This is a genomic window from Streptomyces sp. NPDC088350 (assembly GCF_044753545.1).
Lineage (GTDB): Bacteria > Actinomycetota > Actinomycetes > Streptomycetales > Streptomycetaceae > Streptomyces.
In genome coordinates this window covers 365,574-386,329 of the sequence record NZ_JBIVNL010000009.1, presented here as the reverse complement: position 1 = coordinate 386,329, position 20,756 = coordinate 365,574, and the positions used below count along the sequence as shown (strand labels likewise).

The window sequence follows — 20,756 nt, the reverse complement described above, 5'->3', positions numbered from 1 at the left end:
ATACGTTGACGCAGGCGCCGAACTAGAATTGATTTCAGTTTGAGCAGAGAGGCATTGACGATGACGTCTGCCCTTCGCCTGGAACCGCGATACGAGGCCGACCGGCATGCGCTGCCACCGTCGATGATGGAGCGCGTCACGCTGATCATGGACCTCTTCGAGCGGCCCCAGACACACCTCACCCTCGAAGTGGTGTCCCGCCGGACCCACCTCCCGCGCTCCACCACCCACCGGATACTCGACCAACTGGTGCGCCTGGACTGGCTGCACCACACGGTCGCCGGGTACGCGCTGGGACCGCGCGCGCTCGGACTCGGCGGGCGGGAGATCGGGCACAGCACCCTGCGCGCGGCGGCAGCGCCCCAACTCCTCGACCTGGCCGTCCGCACGAAAATGGTCGTCCACCTCGCCGTGCTGGACGGCCCGGAGATCTACTACCTCGACAAGGTGGGCGGCCGGGCCGCGGTCGACATCCCCTCCCGGGTCGGCGGCCGGGCGGTCGCCCACTGCACCGGGCTCGGCAAGGCGATGCTCGCCTGGCTGAGCCCGGAGGAGATCGACGCCCGCTACCAGAAGGCGATGGAGTGCCGCACCGCGCACAGCATCGGCCGACTCGACCTGCTGCACCGGGAGTTGGGCACGGTACGCCGACGCAACGGGCTGGCGATCGACCGGGGCGAGTGTTTCCCCGACCTCGGCTGCGTCGGCCTCGCGCTGCGCGGGCCCGACGGCCCGGTCGGCGCGATCTCGGTCGTCGGCGACGGGCGCGCACCGCTGGAACTCGTCGCCCCGCTGGTCGTCAACGCCGTACGAGCCGTGTCCCAGGAGCTGTTCGCGGGCGGGGAGTCGTATCGGCGGGAAGTGACGGACGCCGTGGGGTAGTTGGGGCAGGGCGTCACGAGGACCGGGAGATCCAGCCGGTGTTGTCGCGATGGCGGTGCAGGCCGACGGCCGTGAACTCGTCCTCGCCAGGACCGCTCGTCGCGCCCAGACGCCGGAGCGCCTGGGAGATCGGGCTGAGCCGCTCTCGCGACGGCTCGTCCACGGGCCCCCACGCGAGTGCGCCATCGGCCCAGAGCGCGGCACGTTGCTCACCGACCCCACCGAAGTACTCGGCCTCCACATAGGCGACCGGTCCTACGGCGGACCACTCGGCGAGCGTCTTGCGGAAGCCGCCCGGCAGCCGCCGGAACCCCAGGTCCCCGGCATCGCCGCCGTCCGTGACGGCGTCGGAGACCTCGGCCGTCATCGGCATCAGGGACAGGCCCTGGCCGAGAGACACCACTCGGGCGCCGGACACGTTCTGTGCGGCGGCACGGAGCAGTTCGTCTCCGGCGATCACTGCCTGGAGGACGTAAGTCACCTCTGGATCCTTCTCCCGGTCACGCCAACCCGCCGTTGGCGAACAGTACTTGACCGTTGATCCAGCGGGCCGGGCCGACCAGGAACGCGACGGACTCGGCGATGTCGTCCGGGCTGCCCAGACGCTCCAGCGGGGCGGCCCTGGCGAGGCTCTCGACCGTGGTCTCGTCCTTGCCGTCCAGGAACAGGGGAGTGGCGGTCGGGCCGGGGGCCACGGTGTTGACGGTGATGTCCCTGCCGCGCAGTTCGCGGGCCAGGACGAGGGTCATCGCCTCGACGGCGGCCTTGCTCGCCACATAGGCGCCGTACGCCGGGAACTTGGTGCGGGTGACGGTGGTGGAGAAGTTGACGATCGCGCCGCCGCCGCGCACCCGGCGGGCGGCCTGCTGGGAGACGACGAACGTGCCGCGGATGTTGGTGCGGTGCATACGGTCGAGGTCGTCGAGGTCCAGGGTGGCGATCGGGGACAGGACCATGATCCCGGCGGTGTTGACGACGACGTCGATCCCGCCGAACTCCGCCTCGACCGCGTCGAACGCGGCCGACATCGCCTCCTCGTCGGCCACGTCGCCGCCGACGGGAATCGCCCTGCCGCCGGCCGCGACGATCGCGGCGACCGTGTCGTCGGCCTTGGCCTTGTTGCCGGCGTAGTGCACGCCGACCGCGATGCCGTCATTTGCCAGCCGCTCCGCGACGGCGCGGCCGATGCCGCCGGAGCCGCCGGTGACCAGCGCGACGCGGGTGGTGGTGCCGGTGTCAGTCATGGTGGAGGTCCTTCCGGGAAGTGGGGATCCGCGTGGAGCTGGGGATCTGCGTGAGCCACTGCCCGAGCAGGGCCGACTCCGCGGGGGTGAACGGCTCGGGGGTGAGGTCGTCCAGGGACGAGAGCAGCGTGGTGGCCGCCGCCGCGCGGGCGTCGGGGACCGTGGTGTCCGCCGCCGGGTCGAGCAGGATCGCCTGCACCATCGCGTCGCGGACCAGCGTCGACAGCCCGGCGTCCGGGTACAGCTCGGGGCGGGTGATCAGTGCCAGCGCCACACCGGTGGTGGCCGACATGACCATCCGCGCCGCGATCTGGGGCGCGACGCGCATACGGCCCTGCGCGGCGAGCCGCTCCAGGACGGTGCGGAGAATCCGCAGCGCTTCCCGCGCCGCCTCCGGCGTGGACCGCAGCGCCGGGGCGAACATCAACTTGTAGGCGTTGGGATGCGCCAGCGCGAACGCCACATGGCTGTCCCACCCGGCGAGCAGGTCCCGCAACGGGTCCGCCGACTTCTCCGCGGCGCGCTTGGTCTCCAGGTACTGGTCCCAGACGTGGTCGACCGTCGCCGCCAGCAGCCCGTCCTTGTCGCCGAACAGCCGGTACAGCACGGGCTGTTGGACACCCGCCGCCTCGCACACCGCACGCGTCGACACGTCGCCGCCCGGAGACTGGGCGATCAGCTCCGCAGCCGCCTCGATTATCAGCGATCTCGTGTTCATGTAATCGACGATAACATCGATGTGTATCACTGCCAACGGCATGTCGTTAGCGGTGAAAACACGGGCGCCTCCCACCGCGTCAGTGCGGTGGGAGGCGCCCGTGTGGTGCCGTGCGGTGGCTCAGGACTGCACGGCGAGCTGGAAGGCCTGCGCGGCCGAACCGTCGCAGGTCCGCTGGGTGAGCTGGACACTGTTGGTCGCCGCCGTGGCGGCGGTCAGGCACTTGCCGCTGTGCCGGGCGACGAAGTGGTAGCGCCCGCTCGTCTCACGCACGGGCTGCCACTGCTGGTTCGTGCCACCGGAGTAGGCCCACAGTTGCAACGGCGCGTTGTCCGCCGTCGAACGGTCGGTCACGTCGATGACCTGTGCCGGATTGCCGCGCGCGGTGATCTCCATGTACCCGCTGTCGGTGGAGCGGAACTGGTACTGCTGCGCCGTCGTGCCGTTGCAGGCGTACTGCTGGATCGCCGTCCCGTTGGCGGTGGCGGCCGAACGGGCGTCCACACAGGTGCCGTTGCCGCCGTTCTGCACGGAGTACCAGGCGGTCTCGGAGATCGGGGTGTCCGTGGGTGGGGTCGAAGTGCCGCCCCCGCCCAGCCACTTGAGCCCGTCCAGCAGGAACTGGTTCTGGGTGGCGCTCGCGAACGTCGACGACAGACGCGTGTTGGTCGTGTAGTCCATCGCGTTGTGGCCGAAGTTCGCGTACAGCATCTTGTACTTCGTGTTGGTCCACAGGATCGGGTAATAGCCGCTGTACCAGGACTGGTTGGGATCCGTGCCGACCGGGAAGCTGCTCGGGTCGATCGACGCCAGGATCCTGATGTCCGGGTTCTGCCGCAGATCGTTGGACCAGCTGTACCACTCGCTGACCGACGAGGTGAACGTGGCCGGCAGGGCGGCGGTGGGCGGGATCGCATGGTCCTCCACCTTCAGGGTCACCGCGGTCGGACCCCAGGTGTTGGACACGAAGTTCCCCGAGCCGAGGAACGTGTTGTGGTACCAGGACCAGCTCGCCGCGTCCGTCGTGAAGGCGGAGACATGGAAGCCCATGAAGCCGCCGCCACCCCTCATGTACGTCTCGAAACCCGAGCGTTGGGCTGACGTCTGCGGCAAGTCGTCGAGGAACAGCACCACTTGGTACGCGTTGACCCCGCCGTTGGCGAGCAGGTCCCAGTTGGTGCTGGCCGTGTAGGTGTAGCCGTTCGCCGCGGCCTGCTGCGGGAACCAGACGTTCGCCTCCTTGTCGAAGTCGATGTGCGCCGCGTCGTAGGTACCGCTGTAGAGCCCGAGGATCTTGAACGGGGTTGCCGCGGTGCTCGCGCGGGCGGCGGGCGGTACGGCCGCGAGGCCGAGCAGCGTCGCCAGCAGGAGGAGGACCCGCAGGAGCGCCCGGGTGGAACCGGATCTGTTGGTGTTCATGTAAGTGATCGATCCTTTCCGTGCGTGCGGTCTACGGGAAGCTGGTCAAGTAGGCGACGTTGGTACTGGAGTTGGACGGCCCGCCGGTGCTGTTGATGATGTGGCTGATCGTGCCGACCCCGCCCAGCGAGACGGTCACCATGTCGTGGAACTTGACCCCGGACACGCTCGGCACCTCGAAGGCGTGATCGGCGACCACACCGGAGTTGGAGCTGAAATAGCAGTAGCTGCCAAGTCCCCATGCCTCGTGGGTGGTTACGGAGGCGGCGACCTTGTAGGCGGGGTAGCCCTTGCCGGTGCCGTTCATCCACGAGGCCTGGTTCGGCGGGTCGTAGGGCATCTCGTTCTGGAAGAAGTACGTCCGGCCGCCGTTGCCGTTCCAGAGGACCTGGGTCTTCTGGAAGTGCTCGACGAACAGGCCGTACGCGGTCACGTCGGCGCCGTTGACGATCAGTCCGGTGTCCGCCGTGTTGGTGGTCCAGCCGACAGTGCCGGAGTTGCCGTGGTCGGCCCGCCAGATCCAGGTGTGGTCGATGATCGTGTTGGCGCTGTTGATTACCAGGGAGTTGGTGGCCTTGCCAATGGTGGCGCCGCCGATCCGGACGAAGACATCGGACAACTGCGTCGGGTCGGACGCGTGCGCGGCGGTCGAACCGGACGGGCCGATCTGCACCAGCGTCGCGGAGTTGGTGGTGCCCGCGTCGATCAGCAGACCCGCCAGTTCGATGCCGTCCACGTCGGCGGTGGAGATCGCGGTGATCCCGCCGTCCGGCACGAAGGTGGCCAGGCCCATGCCGAGCACGACCGTGTCGGGGCGGGTGATGTTGATCGTCTGGCTGAGGTGGTAGACGCCGGGGGTGACGAGGAGGTTCTTGCCGGCGGCGAGCGCGGTGTTCATGTCGGCGGCGGTGGCGCCGGGCTTGACGATGTAGAACTGGTCGATCGGCAGCGACTTGCCCGCCGGGGTCTTCCCGCTCCACGTCGTCCCCACGGCGTTGGACTGGAGACCGGGCACGAACACCTGGTAGGCGCCCGCGCTGTCGACGTAGAGGAAGGGCTTCTCGCGGATCGTCGGGGAGCCGGCGACGTTGGTGTACGTCGGGAAGGACTGGGCGGGTGCGCCCTGGTCGCCGACGAAGACCATGTTCCAGTTGGAACCGGACCAACTGCCCATCGTGGAGTTCCGGGTGAGGAACTGCTGCTGCGAGCCGGACTGGATCTGGCCGTCGACCTTGGTGTCGGAGATGAAGCCGCCGCTGGACCAACCGCCGTCGTCCAGCGCCAGGTTGCCGCGCACGTGCATGCGCCGGTACGGGGCGGCCTGCGAGACGGCCCAACGGTCAGTACCACCAGTGGGGTTGACCGAGAGGTTCTCCGCGTCGCGCCAGAAGTTCTGGGTCGCGTTCCCCTGGAACCAGTCGGCCTCCGCGTGCACGGAACCGTTGATCGTCACGTCGTCCGGCGAGAAGCCGAGACCGGCGACCTGTGTGTAGAAGCCCACGTTGGCGTTCGCGCTGTACGTACCCGGCTTGAACAGCAGGGCCTGGCGGGCCGACCCGAACTGGTTGGTCTCCTGCTGGGAGAAGACCGAGTCCAGCTTGGACTGGATGGTGGACGCCGACATCGACGGGTCGAACACCGTCACGTTGGGCCCGAAGTCCGGGGTGCCCGGCGGGTTCGTGGAGCCGCCGCCCAGCGTGAAGGACTGCGCGGCGGTGCCGTTGCAGGTGTACTGCGCCAACTGCACGCTGTCCGCGGTGGAGGCGCTCGGCACGTCCAGACACTTGCCGCTGTTGCGGTTGACGAAGTGGTAGGCGCCGTCGGACTCGACGACGGGCAGCCACTGCTGGTTGGCGCCGCTGGAGTACGTCCACAGCTGGATCGGCGCGGAGTCGGCGGTCGAGACGTTGGTGACGTCCCAGGCCTCGGCGCCGTTCAGGTCGCTGTTCACACGGTAGTAGCCGCTGTCGGTGGCGACCAACTGCCAGTTCTGCGCGGTGCTTCCGTTGCACGTGTACTGCTGGACGGCGGTGCCGTCGGCGCTCGCCGCCGAGCGGGCGTCGACACACTTGCCGCTGCCCTTGTTGACCACGGTGCTGTAGCCGGTCGGCGGCGCGGTGGCCGCCGCGCTGGCCGAGCCCTGCGCGGCGAACTCGATACCGGTCACGGTGGTCGCCACGAGCGCGACCGCCGTGAGCGCTCTCGGCAGAGGGTGACGGCCGGTCGGTCTCTTCCATCGGAACACGGATCCGGGCACGGATGTCTCCTGTGGTGATGGGGGGTGGGGGTGGAATGGTGGGAGGGCGTCCGTCAGCCGGTGTACTGGGCGAAGATGCTGGTGAACTGCCAGTTGCTCTGACTCACGCCCGAGCAGGTGTCGTCGTTCGGGTAGGCGCCCGGGCAGGGACGGTCACGGTTGGCCGACCAGAACGTCAGCCGCGCGAGATGGTGCGCCTGCGCGTAGCCGAGGATGGTCTGGAAGTCGGCGGTGGTGACGGTCTCGTTGTTGTCGGTGATGCCGTTCATGGAGGAGATGCCCATGTCCCGGTAGGCCGCGTCGTCGCTGTAGCCGTACGCGTTCTTCAGAGCGGTCTTGAGACCCTCCGCGGCCCGCTGGGTGAGCGTTCCCATGTTCTGGCCCGCGCCGCCGAAGTCGAACGGCATGATCGTCCAGGCGTCCACGGTCAGCCCGGACGACGCGGCCCGGTTGATGAGACCGGTGTCGGGACCGCTCTGCCCGGTGCCGATGGTGACGTACACCTTGATGCCCGGGTTGTTGGCCTTGACGGTCTTCAGCGCGTCCACGGTCCGCTGCTGCACGGTCCCGTTGCTGTACGCGTCGGCCTCGATGTCGATGTCGATCGCCTTGAGCGAGTAGGCGCTGATGACCTTCTGGTACGCCGCAGCCAGCTCGCCGGCGCTGGAGCAGGAACTCTCCAGCTTGTTGCCGCTGTAGCCGCCGAAGGACGGGACCACGTCGCCGCCGTTGGCGCGCACGGTGGTGATGGTCTGCTGGTCGACCCCGCCGGTCAGGGCCCGGCCGCCGTCCCACTGCGGGTTGCAGTACCCGTTGCTCAGGACGAAGGCGAGCGTGAACCACTTCACGCCCGTCGCGTTCATGACAGTCGTAGGGCTGGGCGGGTTGCCCCAGCCGTTGTAGAGGTACGGCGCCACGGCCATCGGCGCGGTGCTCGGCGGGGTGGTGCCGCCGTCTGCCGCGGGCGCGTTCCACTTCTGGTTGGCGGCGCCGGTACAGGTCCAGATCTGGGTGCGGGTGCCGTTGGCCGAGGAGTTGCCCGTGACGTCCAGACACTTGTCGTCGGTCGGGTTGACGATGTCGTGCGCGGCGGTGACCGTCCACTTCTGGTTGGTGCCGCCGCCGCAGGTCCACAGCTGGAGCTGGGCGCCGTTGGCCGTCGAACTGCCGGTGATGTCAAGGCACTTGCCGAGGGCTCTGATGGTTCCGTCGGAGCCGACCGTCCACTGCTGGGCTGCGGTGCCGTTGCAGTCGTAGATCTGTACGGCGGTGCCGTCGGCCGAGTTCGCGCCGGCCACGTCGAGACACTTGCCGGCCAGGCCGGTGATGGTGCCGGTCGCGGCCGAGGCGGAGGGTGCTCCGAGGGTGCCGACGGCGGTGAGGCCGAGGGAGAGCGCGAGGGCGCAGCGCAGGGCGAGGCGTTGCATGGCGAGGGGGCCTTTCGTCCTGGGGTGGGGGTGGACGCCGCCGGCGTGAGGGCGGTGAGAGGTGAACACGCGTGTTCACATACGTGAGCGTGAAATGCATCCATGGGAGGTCTGTTGGCTGGTGAACCTAAAGGTCTGAACCAAAGCCGTCAAGAGGTGCGACCGGAGAAGTCCCGCAGGGCGGAGCTGAGTTGAGAAGTTGTAGGCGAGGGAAAAGAAATCACCAGGACCGCGGATTCCGGAAACCGAGGACGCGCACGATCACCTGGACCGACGCGCACTACGTGGTCGAGCGGCCCCCGTCGGGCAAGCACACGGTGGAGCTGACCTGCACCGAGTGCTCGGCGTCCCTGCTCGCAACTACAACGGCGTCAGCATGCTCGACGCCCCCAAACCGCGTCGTGGGCACCGGATCAGGCCGGTGCGGGGTGGTGAGACGGGGGCCGCGAACTCCCCGATGAGCCGGGCGTGTTCGACGAGCCCGTCCAGCGGGGAGCCGTCGAACGCCCCTGCGTTTCCGCACTCAAGAGGGCGACGGCCGGCCGAAGTGTGACATCCGCACACGATTTCCCCGCGAGTGGCAGAATCGACGGCGTGGACGGGGGGATCCTCGAGCGCGAGCCCGAACTGGCGCGACTGGCCTCGGCCGCACGTGAGGCGGCGGACGGGGCCGGCTCCGTGGCGCTCGTCTTCGGCGAGGCTGGCATCGGCAAGTCGAGCCTGGTGAAGGCCATGCCGGACCGGCTGCCCGACCGCACGCGCATCCTCCTGGGCCAGTGCGACGACCTCGCCACCCGCCGCCCCCTCGGCCCGTTCCGCGACCTCATCGGCAGCGTCGGCGCCGAACTCGCCCACGCCGTCGTGGAGGGCGGCGACCGCAACCGCGTCTACGAAGCCCTGCAAGGCGAGTTGGCCGGTGTACCGCATCCGGCGGTGCTCGTCGTGGAGGACGTCCACTGGGCCGACGAGGCCTCGCTGGACGCCCTGCGCTTTCTGGTCCGGCGGATGGAGCGGCTGCCCGCCGTACTCGTCCTCACCTACCGGGACGACGAGTTGAGCCGCGAACACCCGCTGCGGCACCTCCTCGGCCAGGTGTCCCGCGCGGACCGCGTGCACCGGCTGCCACTGGCCCGCCTCTCCAAGTCCGCCGTGCGCGCGCTCAGTTCGGCCAGTCGGCTCGACCCGGCGCAGGTGTACGAGGTGACCTCGGGCAACCCCTTCTTCGTCGCCGAGGTCCTCGCGGCCGGCGGTACCGGGGGTGTGCCCCCGACGGTCGTCGACGCGGTGCTCGCCCGGCTGCGCGACCTCGACGCTCCGGCCGTCGACGTGCTGGAGCAACTCGCCGTGGTGCCCTCGGCCGTCGAACGGCCCCTGGTCGACACGCTGCTGACGGACGGCGTCGCCGGACTGGCCGCCGCCGAGCAGCGCGGACTGCTCGCGGTGACCCCCGAACGGGTCGCGTTCCGGCACGAGTTGATCCGCCGGGCCGTCGCCGACTCCCTGCCCGCGGCCCGCCGGATCGACCTCAACCGCGCCGTCCTCACCGCACTCGTGGCCCGGCCCGGCTCCGACCGGGCCCGCATCGTCCACCACGCCGCGCAGGCCGGCGACCAGGACGCCATCGCCCGCTACGGCCCCCACGCGGCCCGGGACGCCACGGAGGCGGGCGCCCACCGCGAGGCCGCCGCCCATCTACGGCTCGTACTGCGGCAGCGGTACCGCTACACCCCCGCCGAACTCGCCGACCTCCTCGAACGCTACGCCGTGGAGTGCTACACCCTCGCCGACTCCGTCGAGGCCGTCGCCGCCCAGCGGGAGGCCGTGGCCCTGCGCCGCTCGCTGGGCGACACCCTCGCTCTCGGCGCCGATCTGCGCTGGCTGTCCCGCATCCACTGGTGGGCGGGCCACGCGAAGGAGGCCCAGGACGCGGCGCGGGAGGCCATCGCCGTCCTCGAACACGCCGGTGACGACCGGCTGTTGGCCCTCGCGCTGAGCAACACCGCCCAGCTGCGGATGCTGTCCGACCGGTACGCCGAGGCCATCGCGCACGGAGAGCGCGCCATCGCCCTGGCCCGGCGCGCGGACGACGCGGCGATCCTGGCCCACGCCCTCAACAACGTGGGCGCCGCCCGCTGGCGCGGCGGAGACCCGGACGGGCGACGGCAGTTGGAGGAGAGCCTCGCCGTGGCGCTGGCCGCGGGCGAGGTCGAACACGCCTGCCGGTCCTACGCCAACATCATCTGGTCCCTCCTCGACAACCTCCGCTACGCCGAGGCCGACCGGTACCTGCCCCCGGCCATGGAACTCGCCGACCGCGCCGAGCACTTGGGGTTCCTCAACTACCTCCACGTCGAGCAGGCCATGCGCCGGCTCGCCGCCGCCGACTGGGAGGACGCCGAGCGGCACGCCGAGTACGGGATGCACGACTTCGTACCGGCCCGCTGTCCCGCGCTGACCGTCCTGGCCCGGGTGCGCGTCCGGTGCGGCAGGCCCGGCGCCGACGAACTCCTCGGGCAGGCCTGGGAGATCGCCGTACGGACCGGGGAGCTGCAGCGCACGGGCCCGGTGGCGGCCGTACGCGCGGAGGCGGCCTGGCTGCGGGGCGACCACGCGGCGGCGGCCGAGGCGGCGGGGCCGGTCCATGCCCAGGCGAGTCGGCTGGACCGCGGGCCGTACCGGGCCGAACTCGGCTACTGGCTCGGCAAGGCGGGGCATACCGTGCCCGTCGACGACAGCGATCACCCGTACGCGTTGCAGGCGGCCGGGGAGTGGAAACGGGCCGCGGACCTGTGGGAGCAGGCCGGCTGCCCCTACGAGTACGCCGCCGCGCTCGCGGAGAGCCCCGACCCGGCCGACAAACTCGCCGCGCTCACCCGACTCGACGCACTCGGCGCCGAACCCCTCGCCCGCCTCCTCCGCACCGACCTGCGAGGCCTCGGTGTGCGCCGCATCCCGCGCGGCCCGCACGCGGCGACCCGGGGCAACCCGGGCGGTCTCACGGAACGGCAGCTCCAGGTCCTACGACTGCTTGTGAAAGGCCTCACGAACCCCGAGATCGCCGGCCGGCTCGTGGTGTCCGTCCGTACCGTCGACAACCACGTGCGCGCCGTCCTGGAGAAGCTCGACGCGCCCACCCGGCGACAGGCCGCCGCCCGTGCTGCGGAACTCGGGCTGCTGCCCTACCGTGAAACGTAGGTACCCGACATCACCGAGCTGGGTGACGGGCACGGATGCCCGCACAGCTCCGGGCGACATAGAACATGCAGGTCACCCAGAACACCAGGAACGGGGAACCGCATGTCCAGCACGCCCGCACAAGCCGCATCCCGTGAACTGACCGATTTCACCGGAGAGTTGATCGGCCCCGAGGACTCCGCCTATCCGGAGGCCCGCGCCGTCTACAACGCGATGATCGACAAACGGCCCGCGCTGATCGCGCGCTGCGCCGACCCCGACGCCGTGGCCCGCGTGATCGACTTCGCCCGCGCCCACGCCCTGCCCCTCGCGGTACGCGGCGGCGGCCACCACGGAGCCGGACTCGGCACCGTCGAGGGGGGAGTGGTCGCCGACCTCTCCCCGCTCAAGGACATCCACGTGGACCCCGAGGCCCGCACGGTCCGGGTCGGCGGCGGCTGCGTCTGGGGCGAGGTGGACCGCGCCACCAACGCGCACGGACTCGCCACCCCCAGCGGCATCATCTCCACCACCGGCGTCGGCGGCATCGCCACCGGGGGCGGGCTCGGCCACCTCACCCGCAAGTGCGGCCTGACCATCGACAACCTGCTGGAGGCCGACCTCGTCCTCGCCGACGGCAGCCGGGTGCGGGCGAGCGCCGACGAGAACAGTGACCTGTTCTGGGCGGTGCGGGGAGGCGGCGGCAACTTCGGCGTCGTCACCTCGTTCCTGTTCCGCCTCCACGAGATCAGCACGGTCGTCGCCGGACCCACCTTCTGGCCGGTCGAGATCAGCGCCGAAGTCCTCACCGCCTACCGGGACTTCCTGCCCGGCGCACCCCGCGAACTGAACGCGTTCTTCCTCTACGGCACTGTCCCGCCCGCCCCGCCGTTCCCCGAGGAGATCCAACTGCGCAAGACGGCAGGCGTCGTGTGGTGCTGCACCGGCGGCGACACCGAGGCCGCCGCACGCGAGATGGCCCCGCTGCTCGACGCACTGCCCGCACCGCTGCTGCACGCACCCGGACCGATGCAACACCCGGACATGCAGGGCATGTTCGACGGGCTCTACCCGCCCGGCGACCAGTGGTACTGGCGCGCCGACTTCGTCAACGAGATCCCCGACGAGGCCGTCGAACTCCACGCCAAGTTCGGCGCCGAGGTCCCCACCCCGCAGTCGACGATGCACCTCTACCCGATCGACGGCGCCGCCCACGACGTCGGCAACGACGAGAGCCCGTGGGCCTATCGCGACGCACGCTGGGCGTCCGTCTTCGCCGGCGTCGACAGGGACCCCGCCAACGCCGGCCTCATCAAGAGGTGGACCGTCGACTACCAGGAGGCCCTGCATCCGTACTCGGCGGGCGGCGCCTACGTGAACATGATGATGGACGAGGGACAGGAACGCGTCCGGGCCAGCTACCGCGGCAACTACGACCGGTTGGCCCGCATCAAGGCCGACCGTGACCCGGACAACGTCTTCCGCCTCAACCAGAACATCCACCCGGCCCCGAAACCGCGCTTCGAGACGCGTCCGTGAGACCCATTCCGAGGCCGGGCCGGCATCACGCGTTCGGGTCGAACGAGATGCCGGACGGTTTCGCGATGGACAGGGCGTAGTCGAAGTCGACGTCCCTGATCTTCAGTGTGGCGGAGCCGAAGTCGGCGGCGAGGAGCTTGTCCTTGAGCCCTGCCGGGTAGCCGTTCCAGCCCACCAGACGCGGGTAGAACCAGCCGCCGGTGGCGTTCTCCGGGGGATCGTCGTTGGTGTTGGCGAAGCGGAAGTCGTGCGAGCCGATGCCGTCCTTGTGGTACACGATCTTGGGGTGCGTACCGTCGAAACGCACCCCCGAGGCGGCGGACACCTGGTAGGCGGAGTGCTGCGACACCGACACGTACTGGACGGTGTTGTCCTTGATCCACACCACGACGTGCTCCCAGTCGTGGGTGTGCCCTATCGCCGCCGGACCGAGCGTGACCTGGTCCTTCTCGAAGTAGCTTGCGTACATGACCGCGCACCAGTCGTTGTTGCACTTCTCGCGCGAGTACGTGTTGGCGTTGTTCAGCTGGGCCATGTCGTGGCAGTGCCCGTTGACGTCGCCGCCGAGCTTCAGCCCGGGGTTGATGGTGCCGTCCAGACCGATGGCGGCCGTGGCGTAGCAGCCGTCGCCGTCGTAGTCGTAGGCCGGGGAGAAGGTCTGCTCCAGGCCGTCGGCGTTCTGCGGGAGCAGGGTAAGTACGTTGGCCTGGGCGGCTGTTGCCTGCCCGATGACGAGGGCCAGCGCACCGAGGACGGTGACGAGGGCGGAGCGACGGACGCGTCGGCCGCGGGTCCGGGGCTTCGCGGCTCTCGCGGGGCTGTCGGTGGGGGGTGTCAGTGGGGGCACGCCGACTCCAGTTCTTGGCGGTGGGGGCGCTACTGGATGCGCCAGGTCCAGACCTTTGCAGTCGAGTGTGTGCACGTCAACACCCTTGCGGTGTACGGGTCTTGGCCCACCGCTGAATTCTCCCGCGCCCCCGGCGACCGCCCGTCAGCCGTACGGCGCCGTCATCCGTCCGATCGGTCGGGAAGGTCCGGAAGGTCGTCGAGGAAGTCCGCGGAGGGGACGAAGAAGAGGGTTCCGGTGACGGCTGTGGAGAAGTCCAGGATGCGGTCGTGGGTCGCGGAGTCGGTGCCCAGGAACATGTTGCGCAGCATCTGTTCGGTGACCGAGGGCGTACGGGCGTACCCGATGAAGTAGGTGCCGAACTCGCCCTGCGCCGCGCTGCCGAACGGCATGTTGTCGCGCAGGATCTTCCGCTCGGCGCCGTCCGGGCCCGTGATGACGTTGAGCGCGATGTGCGAGTCGGCCGGTTTGACGTCGTCGGCCATCTCCATGTTCGTCAACTTCGTGCGCCCGACGGCCCGTTCCTGCTGCTCCACCGACAGCGCGTTCCAGGCCGCCATGTCGTGGACGTACTTCTGTACGATCACATAGCTGCCGCCCGCGAACTCCGGGTCCTCGCGCCCGATCACCACCGCCTCGCGGGCCGCCTGCCCGACGGGGTTCTCCGTGCCGTCGACGAAGCCCAGCAGATCGCGTACGTCGAAGTACTGGAACCCGGACACCTCGTCCCGCACGGTGACCGCGCCGCCCAGCCGGCCCATGATCTCGGTGACCAACTCGAAGCACAGATCGGCCCGTTCGGCCTTGATGTGGAACAGCAGGTCACCCGGGGTGGAGACGGCCGTGTGACGGGCGCCGGCGAGTTCGCGGAACGGATGCAGCTCGGCGGGGCGCGGGCCGTCGAACAGCCGGTCCCACAGCTCCGATCCGACACCGGTCACACAGCTGAGGCGCCCGTCCGGCGCGCGGAACCCGATGGACCGGATCAACCCGCCCAGATCACCGAGGAGTTGGCGCGCGGTCTCCTCGCCGCCCGGCTCCACGGTGACGACGAGGAAGGTCGCGCTGGGCGTCAGCGTCTCCAGCACCGCCTGCGTCGTCGGGGCGCTCTCGCCGCCGCTGGTGCCGTCGAGGTGCTCGACCGAGCCGTCAACTGTCATGTACGTCATGCCTCCGCGGTGTTCTGGGAGGTGCCGGCCATGTCGGCCGTCACCTTGCGACTCACCCGAGTTTCCCAGTCCGCGCGTCCTGCCACAGGTCGACGCCGCCGTCGACGGCGTACGAGTCGATCTCGGCCAGCTCCTCGTCGCTGAAGGCGAGGTTGTCCAGCGCCGCCACGTTCTGTTCGAGCTGCTCCGTGCGGGACGCGCCGATGACGAGCGAGGTGACCCGCTCGTCGCGCAGCGCCCAGGCGAGCGCCATCTGCGCCAGGGTCTGCCCGCGCCGGCCCGCGATCTCGTCCAACGCGCGCAGCCGGCGCACCATGTCCTCCGTCAGCCAGCCCACGTCGAACGACGTGCCCCGCGCGGCCCGCGACCCCTCCGGAATCCCGTCCAGATACTGCCCGGTCAGCAGCCCCTGTGCCAGCGCCGTGAAACCGATGACCCCGAAGCCCTCGTCCCGCGCGGCGTCCAGCAGCCCGTCGGTCTCGATCCACCGGTTGAGCATGCTGTACGACGGCTGGTGGATGAGCAGCGGCGTGCCCAGCTCACGCAGGATCGCGGCGGCCTCGCGGGACCGCTCGGCGTCGTAGGAGGAGATGCCGACGTAGAGGGCCTTGCCCTGGCGGACGGCGGTGTCCAGCGCGCCCATGGTCTCTTCGAGCGGGGTGCCGGCGTCCAGCCGGTGGGAGTAGAAGATGTCCACGTAGTCGAGGCCCGTGCGCCTCAGCGACTGGTCGAGCGAGGCCAGGACGTACTTGCGGGAGCCGCCGCCCTGGCCGTAGGGGCCGGGCCACATGTCCCAGCCGGCCTTGGTGGAGACGACCAGTTCGTCCCGGTACGGCGCGAGGTCCTGCTTCAGCAGCCGGCCGAAGTTGCGCTCGGCGGCGCCGTAGGGCGGGCCGTAGTTGTTCGCCAGGTCGTGGTGGGTGATGCCGAGGTCGAAGGCGCGCAGCGCGATCTCCCGCTGCGTCTCGAACGGCCGGTCGTCACCGAAGTTGTGCCAGTACCCCAGGGACAGCAGGGGCAGATCGAGCCCCGAGCGGCCGGTGCGGCGGTAGCGCATGGTGCCGTTGTAGCGCTCAGGATCGGCGACGTGGGTCATCGGGGGGTCTCCGCGAGGTGCATGAGGGGGCGTGCCGTCGGGGGTGATCGACGTGCCTACTGTGCCCGCGCGTGTTGGTCGCGTCCAACCGTTCCTCCGCATGGGATTCAGCAGTGTCGTCGTTGAATCGGGGAGTGTGACGGAAGGATCACCTTCGGATTGCATTACGGAAGGTGATCTTGGGCAGTCATGCGGGCGTTTGCGGTTGCCTCCCCCACGAGGAGATTCGTTGAGCGTCCCCGTCACCTCTTCCGTCGACGTCCCCACCCCGTCCGCTCCCGGCGCCCTGCCCCTGATCGGACACGGGCACCGACTGGCCCGCGACCCGCTGCCGTTCATCACCTCGCTGCGCGAGCACGGCAGTGCGGACATGAACGCGATCACCCTGGCCGCGTTCCTGGTCGCCCTGTTCGGCGCGGACCTGCCCGGGCAGTTGGCGGGCGAGTTCACCGCGCTCATGCCGGCCATCATGGAAGGAACGATTCGGCAGACCATCCTCCCGGCCTGGGTGACCCGCCTCCCGCTGCCCATGAACCGCGCCCACGCCCAGCGCGTAGCCCGGCTGCGCGCACTGATCGACCAGGCCATCGACCACCACGGCGCCGACCGCGCGACCTCCGCCGAGACGGCGGGCTGCCCGCACGCGGACACCGCGCGGGGCGAGGAGAGGCCCGGCCTGTTCGCGACCCTGCTGGCGGCGGAGGACTCGCTGGGCCGGCAGCAGCTCCAGGACGAGGCCATCACCCTGCTGACCGGAGCGATCGAGACCACCGGAACCACCCTGGCCTGGACGCTGTACGAGATCACCCGCGACCCCGGCATCGAGCGACGGCTGCGCGAGGAACTGGGGTCGGTGTGCGGCGACCGGCCCCTGCGCTACGAGGACCTCGACCAACTCCCTTACTCCCGGAGGGTGTTGCAGGAAGCCATCCGAAAATACGGGCCGGCCTGGATGGTGACCAGGACCGCCGCCCGTGACGTCGAGCTGGGCGGGCACCGCATCCCCCGGGGCGCGGACGTCGTCTGGAGCCCCTACCTGCACCAGCACGATCCGGACCACTTCCCCGACCCCGACACCTTCGACCCGGACCGCTGGACACCCGAGCGCGCACCGGACACCCGCGGCTCCTTCCTCGCCTTCGGCGACGGCCGCCGCAAGTGCATCGGCGAGAACTTCGCCTGGGCCGAACTCCAGATCATCCTCGCCACCGTCCTGCAGACCTGGCCCCGCTTCGCACTGACCTCACGCCCGCCCCGTGCCCAGGCGGTCGTCACCGTCAAGCCCGACGAGATGACGATGACGTTCCTGTCGCCGAGTGCGGAGGCGTAGCGAGCGACGACGGGGTTCCGGGTGTCTGCGGCCTCCGTGTCGCGGGCACCCGGATCGACTTCCGGCCGTACCGTGCGGGCGGATCGCGCAACGGACCGCTGAGGTTCGGTGGCGCCTCGCCCGTCCTCGCCTCCGACACCCACCCGAGGGCATCGTCGTCCGCCCCTGCGGCCGAGTCGCGTTCGTCGGCTGATGCTGGACCTGGACCTGGACTTGGGCTGAAAGGCCTCAACTCCCCTGAGGGAGGCCTTCGGTGAACCAACTGGCGGCCTCGGACGTCTCTCCTTGCACACAGCCGCACAGCAATCACCGAAGGCGCAACTCGTGCCGCCGCCAGGAGAGTTCACCGTGATCGACCGTGACGACGAGCAGACCCACCCCGCCGCCCCTTGGCGGTGGGGACTCGGCCCGACAGGAGCCGTGGGTCTCGTCGTGGTCGGGATCGCCGCGGCCCTGTGGTCCTTCCTCCACCTGCCCGGCACCACGGAGAACCAGGCGGTCGACTACTACCGGGCGAGCCGTGTCGTAGCCATCGGCCTGGTCCTGGCGGGCGCCGCTCTCCTGGGCCGCATCCGCGCCCGCCGCACGTCCGACAAGGAGGCGACGCGGGAGCAGGAGGCAGCCTGACGGCCTTCTCGACCCCGACAGCGGGTCTCACCCCGGCGCGACCACCGCCCGTTCCATACCAACGCGCTGGACCCGCTGTCCCTCGTACGGCACTGTGCGGACGAGCCGCCGGACTTCGCGGCGCCCCGGTACATCGACACCGTCCGTGAGTTCCCGTTCACCGGGACCGGGAAAGTTCGCAAGGGCGTACTCCGGGAACGTGGGTCACCGCCACCACCTGGGACCGCTCCGCACCGCCGGCCCCGGCACGACATCTAACTTGAACTGTTTGTTTTCTTGAATCACTCGTGTTTATGGCTGTAGGTTGAGGGCCATGACCGCATCCCAGCATCCGACCACCGCCGATGAGCTGCGCGGTGCCGGCCTGCGGGTGACGGCAGCCCGCGTCGCGCTGCTCGAGACCGTTCGGCACGGCGACCACCTCGATGTCGAGGCGGTCGCGTCCGGGGTCCGTGACCGCGTAGGACATATATCGCTTCAGGCCGTCTACGACGCCCTCCACGCGCTGACCTCGGCAGGACTCATACGCCGGATCGAACCGGCAGGCAGTCCCGCCCGCTTCGAAGGTCGCGTCGGCGACAACCACCACCACCTCATGTGCAGGTCGTGCGGTGTCGTCGCCGACGTCGACTGCGCGGTCGGCGAGGCACCCTGCCTGGCCGCGTCGGACGACCAAGGCTTCTCGATCGACGAGGCCGAGGTCATCTACTGGGGCCTGTGCCCCGCCTGTACCGCAGCCCCCAGTTCCTGAGCCACGTGTTCCACCCCGTTTTGGAAGGATTCCCATGTCTGAGAACCACGACGCAATCGTCACGGACGCGAAGTCGGAGGACGCCGGGGGCTGCCCCGTCGCGCACGGGCGCGCCCCGCACCCGACCCAGGGCGGCGGAAACCGTCAGTGGTGGCCGGAGCGCCTCAACCTGAAGATCCTCGCCAAGGACCCGGTCGTCGCGAACCCGCTCGGCGCGGACTTCGACTACGCCGAGGCGTTCGGGGCCCTCGACCTCGCGGCCGTCAAACAGGACATCGCCGAGGTACTGACCACCTCGCAGGACTGGTGGCCGGCGGACTTCGGCAACTACGGCCCGCTGATGATCCGTATGGCCTGGCACAGCGCCGGCACCTACCGCATCAGCGACGGCCGCGGCGGTGGCGGTCGCGGTCAGCAGCGCTTCGCCCCGCTGAACAGCTGGCCGGACAACGGCAACCTCGACAAGGCCCGCCGTCTGCTGTGGCCGGTCAAGAAGAAGTACGGCCAGTCCATCTCCTGGGCCGACCTCATGATCCTCACGGGCAACGTCGCGCTGGAGACCATGGGCTTCGAGACCTTCGGCTTCGGCGGCGGCCGTGCCGACGTCTGGGAGGCCGACGAGGACGTGTACTGGGGTCCCGAGACCACCTGGCTCGACGACCAGCGCTACACCGGCGACCGTGAGCTGGAGAACCCGCTCGGCGCCGTCCAGATGGGCCTCATCTACGTCAACCCCGAGGGCCCCAACGGCAACCCGGACCCGCTGGCCGCGGCCCGCGACATCCGTGAGACGTTCCGCCGGATGGCGATGAACGACGAGGAGACCGTCGCCCTCATCGCCGGTGGCCACACCTTCGGCAAGACCCACGGCGCGGGCCCGGCCGAGTCGGTCGGCGACGACCCCGAGGCCGCCCCGCTGGAGGCGCAGGGCCTGGGCTGGAAGTCCACCTACGGCACCGGCAAGGGCGGCGACGCCATCACCTCCGGCCTCGAGGTCACCTGGACCACCAAGCCCACCCAGTGGAGCAACGACTTCTTCAACATCCTCTTCGGCTACGAGTGGGAGCTGACCCAGAGCCCCGCCGGCGCCAACCAGTGGGTGGCCAAGGACGCCGAGGCGATCATCCCGGACGCCCACAGCGACGCCAAGAAGCTTCCCACGATGCTCACCACCGACCTCTCGCTGCGCTTCGACCCGATCTACGGTGAGATCTCCAAGCGCTTCCACGAGAACCCGGCCCAGTTCGCGGACGCCTTCGCCCGTGCCTGGTACAAGCTGACCCACCGCGACCTGGGCCCGAAGTCCCTGTACCTCGGCCCGGAGGTCCCGTCCGAGACCCTGCTGTGGCAGGACCCGCTGCCTGCCGCTGAGGGCGAGGCCATCGACGCCGCCGACGTCACCGCCCTCAAGGCGAAGATCCTCGCCTCGGAGCTGACCGTCTCGCAGCTCGTGTCCACCGCGTGGGCGTCCGCCTCCACCCACCGGGGCAGCGACAAGCGCGGCGGCGCCAACGGTGCCCGCATCCGCCTGGAGCCGCAGCGCGGCTGGGAGGCCAACGACCCCGACCAGCTCGCGCAGGTGCTGCGGGTCCTCGAAGGCATCCAGCAGGAGTTCAACTCCGGTGCCAAGAAGGTCTCCCTCGCCGACCTGATCGTCCTCGGCGGCGCTGCCGCGGTCGAGAAGGCCGCCAAGGACGGCGGCGTCGACGTGGAGGTCCCCTTCACGCCGGGCCGTGTCGACGCGACGGAGGAGCACACCGACGTCGAGTCGTTCGCCGCGCTGGAGCCGACCTCCGACGGCTTCCGCAACTACCTCGGCAAGGGCAACCGCCTCCCCGCCGAGTACCTGCTGCTCGACCGGGCCAACCTGCTCACGCTGACCGCCCCCGAGCTCACCGTCCTCGTCGGCGGCCTGCGCGTCCTGGGCGCCAACCAGGGCCAGTCCGCGCACGGTGTCCTCACCGACAAGGTCGGCACGCTGACGAACGACTTCTTCGTCAACCTGCTCGACCTGGGCACCACCTGGTCCTCGACCTCCTCGGACCAGCAGACCTTCGAGGCCCGTGACGCCTCCGGCGCGGTCAAGTGGACCGGCACCCGTGCCGACCTCGTCTTCGGCTCGAACTCCGAGCTGCGCGCGCTCGCCGAGGTCTACGCGAGCGACGACGCGAAGGAGAAGTTCGTGAAGGACTTCGTCGACGCGTGGGTCAAGGTCTCCGACCTGGACCGTTTCGACCTCGTCTGAGCAGTCCGCACCGCCTGACGTCCGGGTCGGC

At 69.9% G+C, this 20,756-nt stretch carries 16 protein-coding genes; 7 read left to right on the top strand and 9 right to left on the bottom strand.

What is annotated here, in order from left to right; translation table 11 throughout:
• The first annotated feature begins 123 nt into the window (after window positions 1-123).
• Window positions 124-882, top strand: coding sequence for an IclR family transcriptional regulator (locus tag ACIQBL_RS31845; RefSeq protein ID WP_401947895.1), 759 nt, complete (start codon window positions 124-126; stop codon window positions 880-882).
• 13 nt (window positions 883-895) lie between these two features.
• On the opposite strand, the gene ACIQBL_RS31840 is transcribed toward ACIQBL_RS31845, so the two are convergent.
• The 6 genes from ACIQBL_RS31840 to ACIQBL_RS31815 form a co-directional block, all read right to left on the bottom strand.
• Window positions 896-1,363: a hypothetical protein gene (locus ACIQBL_RS31840; protein WP_401947612.1), complete on the bottom strand. Its 468-nt coding sequence runs from the start codon at window positions 1,361-1,363 to the stop codon at window positions 896-898.
• A 19-nt stretch (window positions 1,364-1,382) separates the two neighbouring features.
• On the bottom strand, window positions 1,383-2,126 hold the full coding sequence (locus ACIQBL_RS31835; protein ID WP_401947610.1) for an SDR family oxidoreductase: 744 nt from the start codon (window positions 2,124-2,126) through the stop codon (window positions 1,383-1,385).
• On the bottom strand, window positions 2,119-2,844 hold the full coding sequence (locus tag ACIQBL_RS31830) for a TetR/AcrR family transcriptional regulator (protein WP_401947607.1): 726 nt from the start codon (window positions 2,842-2,844) through the stop codon (window positions 2,119-2,121). Before ACIQBL_RS31830 ends, ACIQBL_RS31835 begins: the two co-directional genes overlap by 8 nt.
• Window positions 2,845-2,964: 120 nt before the next feature.
• Window positions 2,965-4,263, bottom strand: a complete 1,299-nt coding sequence (locus ACIQBL_RS31825; RefSeq protein ID WP_401947604.1) for a ThuA domain-containing protein — start codon at window positions 4,261-4,263, stop codon at window positions 2,965-2,967.
• A 31-nt stretch (window positions 4,264-4,294) separates the two neighbouring features.
• A complete protein-coding gene (locus ACIQBL_RS31820; protein ID WP_401947602.1) occupies window positions 4,295-6,442 on the bottom strand; it encodes an RICIN domain-containing protein in 2,148 nt (715 codons plus the stop codon).
• A 131-nt stretch (window positions 6,443-6,573) separates the two neighbouring features.
• Complete coding sequence (locus tag ACIQBL_RS31815; RefSeq protein ID WP_401947599.1) at window positions 6,574-7,947, bottom strand: RICIN domain-containing protein; 1,374 nt, start codon at window positions 7,945-7,947, stop codon at window positions 6,574-6,576.
• A 594-nt stretch (window positions 7,948-8,541) separates the two neighbouring features.
• Between ACIQBL_RS31815 and ACIQBL_RS31810 the strand changes: the two genes are divergently transcribed.
• Together ACIQBL_RS31810 and ACIQBL_RS31805 are read left to right on the top strand one after the other, a co-directional pair.
• Window positions 8,542-11,142, top strand: a complete 2,601-nt coding sequence (locus tag ACIQBL_RS31810) for an AAA family ATPase (RefSeq protein WP_401947597.1) — start codon at window positions 8,542-8,544, stop codon at window positions 11,140-11,142.
• Window positions 11,143-11,244: 102 nt separating this feature from the next.
• Window positions 11,245-12,660: an FAD-binding oxidoreductase gene (locus tag ACIQBL_RS31805; protein ID WP_401947594.1), complete on the top strand. Its 1,416-nt coding sequence runs from the start codon at window positions 11,245-11,247 to the stop codon at window positions 12,658-12,660.
• Window positions 12,661-12,685: 25 nt separating this feature from the next.
• Here the strand turns inward: ACIQBL_RS31805 and ACIQBL_RS31800 are convergent, their stop codons facing one another.
• From ACIQBL_RS31800 to mgrA, 3 genes are all read right to left on the bottom strand, one after another.
• The gene (locus tag ACIQBL_RS31800) at window positions 12,686-13,402 is read right to left on the bottom strand and encodes an NPP1 family protein (protein ID WP_401947893.1); all 717 of its coding nucleotides are present in this window, start codon (window positions 13,400-13,402) and stop codon (window positions 12,686-12,688) included.
• A gap of 266 nt (window positions 13,403-13,668) precedes the next feature.
• Window positions 13,669-14,667: a Dyp-type peroxidase gene (locus ACIQBL_RS31795; protein WP_401947591.1), complete on the bottom strand. Its 999-nt coding sequence runs from the start codon at window positions 14,665-14,667 to the stop codon at window positions 13,669-13,671.
• A gap of 61 nt (window positions 14,668-14,728) precedes the next feature.
• Window positions 14,729-15,772, bottom strand: coding sequence for an L-glyceraldehyde 3-phosphate reductase (mgrA, locus tag ACIQBL_RS31790; RefSeq protein WP_401947589.1), 1,044 nt, complete (start codon window positions 15,770-15,772; stop codon window positions 14,729-14,731).
• A 229-nt stretch (window positions 15,773-16,001) separates the two neighbouring features.
• Between mgrA and ACIQBL_RS31785 the strand changes: the two genes are divergently transcribed.
• The 4 genes from ACIQBL_RS31785 to katG all read left to right on the top strand — a co-directional run bounded on the left by ACIQBL_RS31785 (window position 16,002) and on the right by katG (window position 20,725).
• Window positions 16,002-17,102, top strand: a complete 1,101-nt coding sequence (locus tag ACIQBL_RS31785; protein ID WP_401947586.1) for a cytochrome P450 — start codon at window positions 16,002-16,004, stop codon at window positions 17,100-17,102.
• A 348-nt stretch (window positions 17,103-17,450) separates the two neighbouring features.
• Complete coding sequence (locus ACIQBL_RS31780; protein WP_401947583.1) at window positions 17,451-17,729, top strand: hypothetical protein; 279 nt, start codon at window positions 17,451-17,453, stop codon at window positions 17,727-17,729.
• 313 nt (window positions 17,730-18,042) lie between these two features.
• Window positions 18,043-18,480, top strand: a complete 438-nt coding sequence (locus tag ACIQBL_RS31775) for a Fur family transcriptional regulator (protein WP_401947580.1) — start codon at window positions 18,043-18,045, stop codon at window positions 18,478-18,480.
• A gap of 34 nt (window positions 18,481-18,514) precedes the next feature.
• Entirely contained in the window at window positions 18,515-20,725 is a 2,211-nt protein-coding gene (gene katG / locus ACIQBL_RS31770) for a catalase/peroxidase HPI (protein ID WP_401947577.1), read from the top strand.
• Window positions 20,726-20,756 lie beyond the last annotated feature (31 nt).

What these genes read in the sequence shown, in the direction of transcription:
- ACIQBL_RS31845 (WP_401947895.1), top strand. Translation starts at nt 124, where the DNA reads ATGATGGAGCGCGTCACGCTGATCATGGACCTCTTCGAGCGGCCCCAG.
- ACIQBL_RS31835 (WP_401947610.1), bottom strand. Translation starts at nt 2,126, where the DNA reads ATGACTGACACCGGCACCACCACCCGCGTCGCGCTGGTCACCGGCGGC.
- ACIQBL_RS31830 (WP_401947607.1), bottom strand. Translation starts at nt 2,844, where the DNA reads ATGAACACGAGATCGCTGATAATCGAGGCGGCTGCGGAGCTGATCGCC.
- ACIQBL_RS31825 (WP_401947604.1), bottom strand. Translation starts at nt 4,263, where the DNA reads ATGAACACCAACAGATCCGGTTCCACCCGGGCGCTCCTGCGGGTCCTC.
- ACIQBL_RS31815 (WP_401947599.1), bottom strand. Translation starts at nt 7,947, where the DNA reads ATGCAACGCCTCGCCCTGCGCTGCGCCCTCGCGCTCTCCCTCGGCCTC.
- ACIQBL_RS31805 (WP_401947594.1), top strand. Translation starts at nt 11,245, where the DNA reads ATGTCCAGCACGCCCGCACAAGCCGCATCCCGTGAACTGACCGATTTC.
- ACIQBL_RS31795 (WP_401947591.1), bottom strand. Translation starts at nt 14,667, where the DNA reads ATGACAGTTGACGGCTCGGTCGAGCACCTCGACGGCACCAGCGGCGGC.
- mgrA (WP_401947589.1), bottom strand. Translation starts at nt 15,772, where the DNA reads ATGACCCACGTCGCCGATCCTGAGCGCTACAACGGCACCATGCGCTAC.
- ACIQBL_RS31775 (WP_401947580.1), top strand. Translation starts at nt 18,043, where the DNA reads ATGACCGCATCCCAGCATCCGACCACCGCCGATGAGCTGCGCGGTGCC.
- katG (WP_401947577.1), top strand. Translation starts at nt 18,515, where the DNA reads ATGTCTGAGAACCACGACGCAATCGTCACGGACGCGAAGTCGGAGGAC.